Raw genomic sequence first — 12,239 nt, forward strand, 5'->3', positions numbered from 1 at the left:
AAAGGCGATGGAAAAAGCAATCAAAATTAGTTTAAAGCTTTAAGCATTACATCCTCTGTCAAATTTATTTGGCAGGATTTTTTATTGTTTTTTCTCAATGTAAAAAATTTTGCTAGATTTTATAAACGAAAATAGTAAAATAAAAGTAGAAAGATAGGAGTGAGGTAATGGAAATTGGAAGAAAGTTAAAAGAAGCACGTCAGATGAGTGGCTTGACACAGGAAAATGTCGCAGAAAAATTAAATGTATCTAGACAGACTATTTCAAATTGGGAAACAGAAAAATTTTATCCGGATATTTTGTATGTTTTGCAGTTAAGTGATTTGTATCAGGTTAGTTTGGATGAATTGCTGAAAGGAGATGAGCGCATGATTCAGCACTTAGAAAATTCGACGAACGTTGTAAAGAGCAACCAAAAGATTTTACTGGCTTTTATATGTAATATTTGTCTTTTATTCCTTTTCTTTATTTTTATCATTCCAATCTCCAAGAGTTATCTGCTGACCCTGTTGGCAGTAGCTCTGGTGGTTGGCACCACAGGTTATATATTAGTACAAATTATTCGTAAAATATAGGAGGTTCTATCATGACTTGGTATCTATTGACCTTGATTGGCTTACTCGTCGTAACAAATGGGCTGTTTGTGTATCAATTGTTTAAACTAGTTGAATTAGATTCTGCGGTTCGCGGGATGAAACATCCTAAGTTCTGGGGAGTTTTGGCAGCTGGCGGTCAACGGGGAGAAGGCTTGATTTTATACTTATTAAACCGAAACAAGGCTGTTTTTTCTATGACGGAAGAAGAAAAAGAAGAACTTCAAATGAGAAAACAACGGATTATTTATTTACTGGTTTTAATCATGATATTGGTAATTTTTCTCTTTGCTAGTGTGATTGTGAGATTCTAAAATGTAGTCTCTTGTATCAAGAAACAGAAAATCGCTCGAACAGAGCGATTTTTATATGTTCTAAGCAATTGAAAAAATCCTTTGAATCCGCTATAATAGGTAGGTTGAAACAAGTTAGGAGCAGTCCAATGTAATAAGAGTTTTCACAGAAATCGAAAGAAAAAGTATAAAAAAGAAAAAGAGGATATAATGACGATTCAAGATGAAATAAAAAAACGCCGAACTTTTGCGATTATCTCTCACCCGGATGCAGGGAAGACCACGATTACAGAGCAGTTGCTCTACTTTGGAGGCGAGATTCGTGAAGCAGGTACGGTCAAGGGTAAGAAGACCGGAAACTTTGCCAAATCTGACTGGATGGATATTGAGAAACAGCGGGGGATTTCAGTGACCTCTTCTGTCATGCAGTTTGACTATGCTGGAAAACGGGTCAATATTCTTGATACACCAGGGCACGAAGATTTTTCAGAAGATACCTACCGTACCCTCATGGCTGTGGATGCAGCAGTCATGGTGGTGGACTCTGCAAAAGGGATTGAAGCCCAGACTAAAAAGCTCTTTGAGGTTGTCAAACACCGCAATATCCCAGTCTTTACGTTTATCAATAAACTGGACCGCGACGGACGTGAACCCCTTGATTTGCTGGAAGAATTAGAAGAAGTACTTGGTATTGCCAGCTATCCGATGAATTGGCCGATTGGGATGGGGAAATCCTTTGAAGGTCTCTATGATTTGCACAATCAGCGGCTGGAGCTCTATAAAGGTGATGAACGCTTTGCCAGCATCGAAGAGGGAGAAAAAATATTTGGCAACAATCCCTTTTATGCTCAGGTTTTGGAGGATATTGAACTCCTACAAGAAGCGGGAAATGAATTTTCACAGGAAGCTATTTTTAATGGGGAATTAACCCCTGTCTTCTTTGGTTCAGCCCTAACTAACTTTGGAGTGCAGACTTTTCTTGACACTTTCTTGGAGTTTGCACCAGAGCCTCATGGACACAAAACCACAGATAATCAGGAAATCAGTCCGCTGGATAAGGATTTTTCAGGATTTGTCTTTAAAATCCAAGCCAATATGGATCCAAGACACCGTGATCGCATTGCTTTTGTCCGCATCGTATCGGGCGAATTTGAGCGCGGTATGAGTGTAAATCTGACCCGTATCAAAAAAGCTGTCAAACTCTCAAATGTCACTCAGTTTATGGCAGAATCACGTGAAAATGTAGAAAATGCGGTGGCCGGTGATATCATTGGTGTTTACGATACAGGGACTTATCAAGTTGGTGATACTTTGACAGTTGGTAAAAATAAGTTTGAATTTGAACCGCTGCCAACCTTTACCCCAGAAATTTTCATGAAGGTTGCAGCTAAAAATGTCATGAAGCAAAAGTCCTTCCACAAAGGAATTGAGCAATTGGTCCAAGAAGGAGCCATTCAGCTCTACACCAACTACCAGACCGGTGAATACATGCTGGGGGCTGTCGGTCAGCTTCAGTTTGAAGTCTTCAAGTACCGCATGGAAAATGAATACAATGCCGAAGTAGTCATGACACCCATGGGCAAAAAGACTGTCCGCTGGATTTCACCAGATGATCTGGACGAGCGTATGTCCTCCAGCCGCAATATTTTAGCCAAGGATCGCTTTGACCAGCCTGTCTTTCTCTTTGAAAATGACTTTGCCTTGCGCTGGTTTGCCGATAAATATCCAGATGTCAAGTTGGAAGAGAAGATGTGAGAGCGTTAAAAATCCGATAGAAAATTAGGAAATCTGACGAAGAAGCGATTGCTTCTAGGAGGATTTATCTATTTTCCGAGGATTTAGCTCGAACTCAGTTAGAGAAAATGTAAGACGTTGCCAATGACTAGTAACTGAAGTTACTGTCATTGGACGGCAGCCGCTATGTGCGGTCTGCCTAAACGGTTTACTAACTGTGTCGAATAAGTAAAATCGAATTGTTCGACTTCGTGTCGTAACTCAGTCCCAACAATTGGAACTGAAGGTTCCTAATTGTTGGACGCTAGCCGCTGTAGGCGGACTAGTTAACTGCCTTACTAACTTCGTCAGACGAATAAAATTGATTCGTCTGACTCCGTGTCGTAACGCTAGGAAAAATAGGAAACTTTATCTATTTTCCGAGGATTTAGTTTGAACTCAGTTAAAGAAAATGTGAGACTTACCACTGCATATTAGCAGAGTAATTCATTTAAAAACTATGCTATTGTTGGAGTTTTATCGTAATGATTTTTGAAACAGAACTGGGTTAAGTGAGTTCGTTTGTTAGCATATCAAGCATTAGATAAAGAAGTGCAATAACGATTGATGAAGGATTGAGCGTTTTTCTCAATCCTTTAGATTATTTAAAGTCAAGAAAGGAGAAAAGGGTGTTTATTGAAAAAGAGTTGAAAAATGGAATGTCTTGGATAAACTTAGATGCAGATATTTTAAGTCAACATCCAGATTCTTATAAGGAATACAATATTGATGAAGAAACGATTGAGTACGCGTTAGATAAAAATGAACGAGCGCACATGGATTACAATCGTGAAACAGGAACAGTCGTTTTTATTTTCAATGTATTAAACTTAAAAAGGGATAAGGACTATTATGAAACTATTCCTATGACCTTTATTGTACAGAAAGATAAACTCTTAACAGTCAGCAATCGAGCAAATACTTATGTTGTAGATATGATGAAAAACTATATTGAACATCATGAACCTGTGACAGTGTACAAATTTCTATTTGCTAGTTTAGAATTAGTGTGCAATTCTTATTATCCCATTATTGAAAAAATGGATGAGACAAAGGATCATATCAATCGGTTATTGCACAAAACGACCACCAAGAAAAATCTCTTTGCTTTAGCAGACTTAGAAACTTCCATAGTCTATTTGGTAGCAGCTGCAAAGCAAAATCGTATGCTGTTAGAGCACATTAAAGGACATGCAATTTATCGCCATTTAGATGAGATTGAAAAAGAGCAGTTTGACGATGTCATGATTGAAGCTCGTCAGTTAGTAGCAATGACAGACTTGATTTCTCAAGTTCTCAGTCAATTGTCAGGTTCTTACAACAATATTTTGAACAACAATCTGAATGATAATTTGACCGTTTTAACAATCATTTCAGTCCTTTTAGCAGTCCTTGCAGTTATTACGGGATTCTTTGGCATGAATGTGCCACTTCCATTGTCTAATGATAAAAATGCTTGGATTTATATTGTTGTTATTAGTCTCGTTCTGTGGGTTGTATTGACCAAAGCTTTAAAATGGCTAGCCAATAAAAAGTAAAACACGCCAAGTGCATGAAGAAATTATCGTTTTCAATTAGCGTGTTTTCACGATAAATATCACTTTTTAAGTATAATTTATGCTATAATTCATTCAAAATGAATGTATTTAGTTTTAATTGGTAAATCTGTTTGAAAATTTTTTTGAAAAATGCATGTATTCCGGAAAAAGGGCTACATGCATTTTCTTCATGCGTACGGTGTGGAAGTAAAAAATAAAACCTATCTTTTTATCATTCTTTGTGTTATACTAGATAAGTTGCAAATAACTATGTTTTATAAGGTAGCTTCGCACTGCCTTTTTAGAAAGAAGAAAAAATTGAAATTTAATGAATTACATTTATCTGCTGAATTGTTAGCAGAAATTGACAAAGCGGGCTTTGTGGAAGCCAGCCCAATCCAAGAACAAACAATCCCGCTTGCTATGGCAGGAAAAGATGTGATTGGACAAGCTCAGACTGGTACAGGAAAGACAGCCGCTTTTGGTTTTCCGACTCTTGAAAAAATTAACACAGAAAATCCTATTGTTCAGGCTTTAGTCATTGCACCAACTCGTGAATTGGCTGTTCAAAGTCAAGAGGAACTCTTCCGCTTTGGTCGAAGCAAAGGTGTGAAAGTCCGTTCTGTTTATGGCGGATCCAGCATTGAAAAGCAAATCAAGGCTCTCCGTTCAGGTGCGCACATTGTCGTTGGAACTCCAGGACGTTTATTAGACCTCATTAAGCGCAAAGCACTGAAACTCAATCATGTAGAAACGCTCATTTTAGATGAAGCGGATGAAATGCTCAATATGGGTTTCTTAGAAGACATTGAAGCAATCATCTCCCGCGTGCCAGAAGAGCGTCAGACCCTTCTCTTTTCAGCTACTATGCCAGATGCTATCAAGCAGATTGGCGTGAAGTTTATGAAAGAGCCAACACATGTCAAAATTGCAGCAAAAGAATTGACAACGGAGTTGGTGGATCAATATTATATCCGTGTAAAAGAAAATGAAAAATTTGATACCATGACACGTCTCATGGATGTGGAACAACCAGAACTTTCTATCGTTTTTGGGCGTACCAAACGCCGAGTTGATGAATTGACTCGTGGGCTTAAAATCCGTGGTTTCCGCGCAGAGGGGATTCATGGTGATTTAGACCAAGGAAAACGTCTCCGTGTTCTTCGCGACTTTAAAAACGGAAATTTAGATGTTCTTGTTGCGACAGACGTTGCTGCGCGTGGTTTGGATATTTCTGGTGTTACACATGTTTACAATTATGACATTCCACAAGACCCAGAAAGTTATGTACACCGTATTGGGCGGACAGGTCGTGCTGGAAAATCTGGTCAGTCCATTACATTTGTTGCACCAAATGAAATGGGTTATCTTCAAATCATTGAAAGTTTGACCAAAAAACGTATGAAAGGCATGAAACCAGCCACTGCAGAAGAAGCCTTTCAAGCTAAGAAAAAAGTTGCACTTAAAAAGATTGAGCGAGATTTTGCGGATGAAAACATTCGCAACCAATTTGAAAAGTTTGGCAAAGACGCTCGCAAGTTGGCAACTGAATTTACACCGGAAGAATTGGCTTTATATATATTGACCTTAACCGTACAAGATCCAGACACTCTACCAGAAGTAGAAATCGCGCGTGAAAAGCCATTACCATTTAAGTATGTTTCGGGAGCTAATAAAGGCAATCGTAATAGCAAAAATGGGCGTCGTAGTAATGATCGTCGTGACCGTACTAATGGGCGTGACAATTACAAAAAGAGTGGTCGCCACGATCGCTTTGACAAAGAAAAGCGTTACCGCAAAGATCACAAAAAACCTCGCAATACTTCAAGTGAGAAGAAAACAGGTTTTGTCATCCGTAATAAAGGTGATAAGTAATTATACAATAATAAAAAGGCGAATAGCAATTCGTCTTTTTATGTTTTTATAAGGAGATACAAAGTTATTTAAATACAATAGGCGTAGCAGTCTCTTGGAGAACGGCATCTAATTCAACAATATTTTGTTTACCTATTGTTTCAAGCCATTTAATTGTAGCAGCTTCGCCACCTTCTTGATAGGCTTTGGTAGCACCAGCCCAAGTTGCACGGCCACAAAGGACACCGTTGAAAGTTGAGCCGGATTCCTTAGCAAAGCGAAGTGTATCTTGGAAAAGCTGTGCGGATACTCCAGCAGATAAGAAAATAAATGGAAGAGAAGTTGCATCACTTTGTTCTTTGTAGAAGGCAGCAGCTTCTTCTTTGGTGTAAAGAACTTCATTTTCTGCGAATCCTTCAACATATTTCATATTGACTGGAACTTCAACTTTGAGAACATCTACGCCAAATCGTTCTTGTGAGTAAAGCTTCACTGCTTCAATGACTTTGCGAGGTTTGAGTTTGGCATATTCCTTTTCATCTGTCACCTTGGCATCATAAGAAACCAACTCAAGGAAAAATGGCATGTCTTCTGCTTTACATTCAGAAGCAATCCGTTCGATAAAGGCTTCTTTGATGTCATTGACTGCTCTAGCTTCGTCAATATCTATATAGAGTAAGACTTTCACAGCATCAGCACCATTTGCTTTGAGGCGTTGGACGGAGACATTTTCGACGAGGTCAGGATAGCGACCGGGAACAGTTTTGTCATAACCTGTTTTTTCATAGGCAACTAATAATCCAGCGTTTTTATCACGAGCTTCCGCCGCTTTCCAACCTAACTCTGGATCAAGAAGGATAGAAGAAGCGTATTTTGTTAAGTATTTCGAAACTAGCACTTTAAAGGTTTCCAATTGCTCAACTGGAGTATCTTCACCAAGCATGCGACGCAAAGCTCCTCGTTGATCAATAGCTAAAGCGCCGATAATTCCGTTTTTATCACATAAACGTTTTAATTTTTTTTGTTTTGTTGTCATATTTAGACTCCTTTTGTTTTGTATAGTTTAATTATAGAATACAAACAAAACAAAGTCAAACAATATTTTACAAAAATCAAAAAAATATTGTTTTTAATTTTTCAAAATGAATAAATTGTTGTATAATATATTTGAGGAATAAAATTATATAAAACTAGAAAGGAGACAAAATGAAAGAAGGACGGCATAGAGTGATTCTCCAAGAATTGGATCAGCAGGGAGTGGTTTCTGTCAAGAAATTGAAAGAGTTGCTAGATGTAACAGATATGACGATACGTCGTGATTTGATTGATTTGGAAAAGCAAGGCTTGTTGACTCGTGTTCATGGAGGAGCTCACAAAAAAGTAAAAAATGGCTTGAATGAAGCCTCCCATACTGAAAAAACGATGTTAAATATTGAAGAAAAACGAACAATTGCTCAAAAATGTGCCAATTTGATTTTTTCTGGTGATACAGTTTTTATCGGTTCGGGAACAACGACGGATTTTATCGGAGATTATTTGGCTGATAAAAGTGTGAGTATTGTGACAAATTCGCTTCCTATTTTTGAAAAATTAAAAGATAATCCCAATTGTGATATTATCCTGATTGGCGGTCGTTATCGGGTGAAGACACAAACGTTTGTCGGACAATTTGCTAATAAATTATTGAAAGAAATCAAAGTTTCTAAAGCATTTATTGGTGTCAATGGAATTGACGGTCATAATGTCACGACTGCCAATGAAGAAGAAGGAAATGGCAATGCCATTATCTTGAACAATGCGATTGAAAAGTACATTGTGGCGGATAATAGCAAATTTGACAGCTATTCTTTCTATTGTTTCTATCAGTTGGATGATTTGGATGCAGTAATCACAGATGATCATATCTCACCAAAGGTCAAGGAAAAGTATAAATCATATACAAATGTTTTATAGTTAATATTTTAATCACCTGTTCATAGAGGAGCAGGTGATTTTGTATCTTTAGTGCGTGCGGTATTGACACATCCTATTAAAAAACAGGCCTCGTCCATATTAGACTGAGCCTGATTTTCTGAGTATTGAGTTTTTAGTCGTGGTATTCACCGCGAGCCCATTTAGCATTTTCTTCATCGAAAATATGGTCATTTTTAGCGATTTCAGGGCTAACTTCAATGCTATTATCGATTTTTTTAATCAATTGTTTGTTGGCTTCTGTTGGTTCGTACTCTGTTTCAAGAAAGACATCAACGATATTATGAATAAGATTTTGACCAAGAATACGTCCACCAAAAGCGATGATATTTGCATTGAGTTCTTTCTTTGCATAGCGTGCGGTTAGAACGTCACCAACAAGAGCTACACGAGTACCGGGAACTTTGTCAGCAGAAGCAGAGATACCGACTCCTGTACCACAAAGGGCAATTCCAAGATCAGCTTTTCCTGAAACAACATTTTCTGCAATCAGACGACCAAAGATTGGGTAATGAGTCCGGTGAAAGTCATAGGTTCCGACATCAATGACTTCATGACCGAGGTCTTTTAAATGTTCAGAAATTTTCATTTTTGTATCTGTTACGATATGGTCACAGCCGAGAGCGATTTTCATAATTTTTCCTCCTACCCTTTAACATAATTTATTAAGCATGTCAATGCGAACTTGGTGGCGTCCAGCATCATAGTCAGCTTTTAAATAAGCTTCTGCACAGGCATTTGCCAATTCTTCACCGAGAATAGCTGCACCGAGAGTTATAATGCGTGTAGAATTGTGGCGAATGGTCATCATGGCAGAATGCTCATCTGAAACAGCAGCACAAATGATGCCACGGTGTTTATTCGCAACCATATAAGAACCAATTGCAAAGCGATCAAACAAAATACCACGGGCAGTATCATCTTTTCGTAATTCTTCAACAAGAGCATCTGTCGAGTCGACAAAATCAGCAGCACCTTCTTGTTCGTTGAGATCTTTAATGTCATAACCAAGTTGGAGTAAATGAGTTTTTACTTTATTTTTTAACTCAAAACCATCACGGTCTGTACCTAGTATAACTTTCATTGTTATACCTCCTTTTTTTATTTCACAACAACATCATAACATCTCATGCAAATATTGTCAAACAAAAAATAACATAAAAAAACAAAACAAACTATTGACACCGTTTACATATAATGATATACTTTGGTTATAAACAAAATAGAACAAAATAGAAGGAGGCTATGATGGAACTTTATCAGTTGTTCGATAAAGATTTAGTCTTTTGTCTGCATGCTGACAGTCAAGAAGAGCTTTTCAATCAGGTTGCAAATCTCCTTGAGGAGAGGCACATTGTAACGTCTTCTTATAAAGACGCCTTGATTGAGCGAGAGAAGTCCTTTCCTACGGGGCTGGACATGGAATTTTTAGGGAAAGATTTGCCGAATGTAGCAATTCCGCATACGGATATTGTCCATAATTTAGCAGAAAAGGTGGTTGTAGTCCGCTTAGATCAGCCGGTGACTTTTCATAATATGATTGTTCCGTCAAATGAAGTACAAGTATCGCTTTTGTTCTTCATTATCAATAATTCTAATGCCAGTCAAACGAATATATTGGCTCAATTGATGGATTTCTTTACTGCTGACGGCAACCTAGAGTCCTTATCCGAGCTGGATGAGGCAGATAAACTATTTCATTATATATCGGAAACAATAAATCATTAAAAATAAAAATGGAGGATGTTACAATGATTAAAATTTTAGCAGCTTGCGGAGCAGGAGTAAACTCAAGCCACCAAATCAAAAATGCTCTTGAAGAAGAACTTTCAAATCGCGGCTATGATGTCCAATGCGATGCGGTAATGGTCAAAGATGTGAATGAAGACTTGATAAAAGGTTATGATATTTTCACACCAATAGCAGCCACGGATTTGGGATTTGAACCGGGGATTCCTGTTATTGAAGCAGGACCAATTTTATTCCGTATTCCAGCCATGAGTGCACCAGTATATGACAATATTGAAGCAGCTATTAAGGAACATGGACTTAGTTAAAGTAATTCATTAGAAAAAAACAAAAAAATGAAAAATTGAAACGCTAGATAAAAACAATTTTTATCTACTGAAATAGTTATTTCACTTTTCATTCACTATCATTCAAAAAATAAAATCGGGAGGATTTTTTATGAATGTCATTATTGACTTAGCGAATCGCTTCTTTAAACCCATTTTGGATATGGGTGCACCAATTATCATGTTGATAGTCTTGACGGTGCTTGCTTTATGCTTTGGAGTGAAGTTTTCCAAAGCCTTGGAAGGTGGTATTAAACTTGCCATAGCTCTTACGGGTATTGGTGCTATTATCGGTATGTTAAATGGTGCTTTCTCGGCTTCACTTGCGAAATTCGTTGAAAATACAGGAATTCAACTTAATATTACAGACGTTGGTTGGGCACCATTGGCGACGATTACATGGGGTTCTGCTTGGACGCTTTACTTCTTACTCATTATGCTCATCGTCAATGTTGTGATGTTGATTACAAAAAAGACAGATACCTTAGATGTTGATATTTTTGATATTTGGCATCTATCAATCACAGGTCTGTTGATCAAATGGTATGCGGACAATAATGGTGTTAGCCAAGGTGTTTCTCTCTTTGTCGCAACGCTTGCCGTTGTACTCGTTGGAGTAATGAAAATTATTAACTCGGACTTAATGAAGCCAACATTTGATGACTTGCTCAATGCACCAAGTTCGTCTCCAATGACATCTACTCACATGAACTACATGATGAATCCAGTCATTATGGTTTTGGATAAGATTTTTGATAAATTTTTCCCTTGGCTGGATAAGTATGATTTTGACGCTGCCAAGCTGAATAAGAAAATTGGTTTCTGGGGCTCTAAATTCTTCATTGGATTTATCCTTGGGATTGTAATTGGAATTATGGGAACGCCGCATCCAGTATCTGGCGTTGCCGAAGCAGCAAAATGGTCACTTGTTATCAAAGGTTGGTTGTCTCTTGGTTTGACAGCTGGTGTCTGCTTGGAATTGTTCTCACTTATTGGTTCTTGGTTCATCGCGGCAGTAGAACCTCTTTCACAAGGAATTACAAATGTTGCAACAAAACGTCTTCAAGGACGTAAATTCAATATTGGACTTGACTGGCCATTTATCGCAGGTCGTGCAGAAATCTGGGCATGTGCCAATGTTTTAGCACCAATTATGCTAGTAGAAGCAGTCCTTCTTTCTAAAGTCGGAAATGGTATTTTGCCACTTGCTGGGATTATTGCAATGGGTGTTACTCCAGCACTTCTGGTTGTTACACGTGGTAAGCTTATCCGAATGATTGTATTTGGAACTTTGTTGCTTCCGCTCTTCCTTCTATCTGGAACACTTATTGCGCCATTTGTTACGGACTTAGCGAAAGGCGTAGATGCATTTCCTAAAGGGGTAGCTAGCACACAATTGATTACCCACTCTACTCTTGAAGGTCCAATTGAAAAATTACTTGGTTGGACAATCGGAAATGCTACAACAGGCGATATCAAAGCTATCTTTGGTGTTATTGTCTTTCTAGTGTTCTATATTGGTATCTTTGCTTGGTATAGAAAACAAATGATTAAGCGAAATGAAGAATACGCTACAAATGCAAAATAGAATAATAAAATAACAATAAGCTGGACTATTCCTTTTGAAATAGTCTGGCTTTTGATTGAAAAAAAAGAAAGGAAGAAACATGATCCATTTAGTTTGTCCAAATCCAGCTTTGGATCGGACAGTTTTACTTAGTCAGTTTAAAGAAGATGTGGTCAACCGACCAAGTCAAGTGCATGAAAATGCTGGCGGAAAGAGTTTTAATGTGGCTTATGTCCTGAATTGCGAAAAAGGCGAAGAACAAGGAAATTTTTGCATTCATACAATGTTAGGTGGCAAAATGGGCGAATATATTCAACAATTAAATGAAGAAGACGGTATTCCGCTCGTTGTGACAGAAGTTGATAAAAATACGCGTACTTGTACAATTATGATTGATACAGAATTAGGAAAGACCTATCTTGTGTATGAAGCGGGATTTGAGCTGAATAAGGATTTATTAGAACAATTCACTGCAAATCTTATAAAGCGCATTCAATCTGGCGATAGCGTTGTGTTTTCTGGCTCTTTGATGAAAGGGATGCCAGATGATTATATTGCACAAATTGGTCGTCTTT

Annotated in this window: 13 protein-coding genes; 10 read left to right on the forward strand and 3 right to left on the reverse strand. The window is 37.8% G+C overall.

Translation table 11 applies throughout. The annotated features are described in order from the left end of the window. Window positions 1–167 precede the first annotated feature (167 nt). The 5 genes from HMPREF2887_RS01900 (at window position 168) to HMPREF2887_RS01920 (ending at window position 6,072) form a co-directional block, all read left to right on the forward strand. Window positions 168–575, forward strand: a complete 408-nt coding sequence (locus HMPREF2887_RS01900) for a helix-turn-helix transcriptional regulator (RefSeq protein ID WP_003023750.1) — start codon at window positions 168–170, stop codon at window positions 573–575. An 11-nt stretch (window positions 576–586) separates the two neighbouring features. Next, window positions 587–907 carry a hypothetical protein gene (locus HMPREF2887_RS01905; RefSeq protein WP_021001922.1) on the forward strand — a complete coding sequence of 107 codons (321 nt, stop codon included), beginning with the start codon at window positions 587–589 and terminating at the stop codon, window positions 905–907. A 189-nt stretch (window positions 908–1,096) separates the two neighbouring features. Then, window positions 1,097–2,641 (forward strand): peptide chain release factor 3, encoded by a 1,545-nt coding sequence (locus tag HMPREF2887_RS01910; RefSeq protein ID WP_021001921.1) that lies wholly within the window; start codon window positions 1,097–1,099, stop codon window positions 2,639–2,641. Between the two features lie 647 nt (window positions 2,642–3,288). After that, window positions 3,289–4,197, forward strand: a complete 909-nt coding sequence (locus HMPREF2887_RS01915; RefSeq protein ID WP_057489734.1) for a magnesium transporter CorA family protein — start codon at window positions 3,289–3,291, stop codon at window positions 4,195–4,197. A gap of 318 nt (window positions 4,198–4,515) precedes the next feature. Further along, window positions 4,516–6,072, forward strand: a complete 1,557-nt coding sequence (locus tag HMPREF2887_RS01920) for a degradosome RNA helicase CshA (protein WP_041784025.1) — start codon at window positions 4,516–4,518, stop codon at window positions 6,070–6,072. 64 nt (window positions 6,073–6,136) lie between these two features. Here the strand turns inward: HMPREF2887_RS01920 and lacD are convergent, their stop codons facing one another. Continuing rightward, window positions 6,137–7,087, reverse strand: a complete 951-nt coding sequence (gene lacD, locus HMPREF2887_RS01925) for a tagatose-bisphosphate aldolase (RefSeq protein ID WP_003023759.1) — start codon at window positions 7,085–7,087, stop codon at window positions 6,137–6,139. Between the two features lie 170 nt (window positions 7,088–7,257). Between lacD and HMPREF2887_RS01930 the strand changes: the two genes are divergently transcribed. Then, on the forward strand, window positions 7,258–8,004 hold the full coding sequence (locus HMPREF2887_RS01930) for a DeoR/GlpR family DNA-binding transcription regulator (protein ID WP_003023761.1): 747 nt from the start codon (window positions 7,258–7,260) through the stop codon (window positions 8,002–8,004). A gap of 133 nt (window positions 8,005–8,137) precedes the next feature. On the opposite strand, the gene lacB is transcribed toward HMPREF2887_RS01930, so the two are convergent. Then, window positions 8,138–8,656, reverse strand: coding sequence for a galactose-6-phosphate isomerase subunit LacB (gene lacB, locus HMPREF2887_RS01935; RefSeq protein ID WP_003023763.1), 519 nt, complete (start codon window positions 8,654–8,656; stop codon window positions 8,138–8,140). Between the two features lie 18 nt (window positions 8,657–8,674). Then, the gene (gene lacA / locus HMPREF2887_RS01940; protein WP_021001918.1) at window positions 8,675–9,106 is read right to left on the reverse strand and encodes a galactose-6-phosphate isomerase subunit LacA; all 432 of its coding nucleotides are present in this window, start codon (window positions 9,104–9,106) and stop codon (window positions 8,675–8,677) included. A 164-nt stretch (window positions 9,107–9,270) separates the two neighbouring features. Between lacA and HMPREF2887_RS01945 the strand changes: the two genes are divergently transcribed. The 4 genes from HMPREF2887_RS01945 to HMPREF2887_RS01960 all read left to right on the forward strand — a co-directional run. Further along, on the forward strand, window positions 9,271–9,750 hold the full coding sequence (locus HMPREF2887_RS01945; protein ID WP_003023767.1) for a PTS sugar transporter subunit IIA: 480 nt from the start codon (window positions 9,271–9,273) through the stop codon (window positions 9,748–9,750). A 23-nt stretch (window positions 9,751–9,773) separates the two neighbouring features. Beyond that, entirely contained in the window at window positions 9,774–10,079 is a 306-nt protein-coding gene (locus HMPREF2887_RS01950) for a PTS sugar transporter subunit IIB (RefSeq protein WP_003023769.1), read from the forward strand. 130 nt (window positions 10,080–10,209) lie between these two features. Beyond that, complete coding sequence (locus HMPREF2887_RS01955; RefSeq protein ID WP_003023771.1) at window positions 10,210–11,685, forward strand: PTS galactitol transporter subunit IIC; 1,476 nt, start codon at window positions 10,210–10,212, stop codon at window positions 11,683–11,685. Window positions 11,686–11,764: 79 nt separating this feature from the next. Next, on the forward strand, window positions 11,765–12,239 hold a 475-nt coding region (locus HMPREF2887_RS01960), incomplete at its 3' end, for a PfkB family carbohydrate kinase (RefSeq protein WP_261673787.1).

The sequence above is a fragment of the Streptococcus sp. HMSC071H03 genome, assembly GCF_001813035.1.
Classification (GTDB): Bacteria; Bacillota; Bacilli; order Lactobacillales; family Streptococcaceae; genus Streptococcus; species Streptococcus anginosus.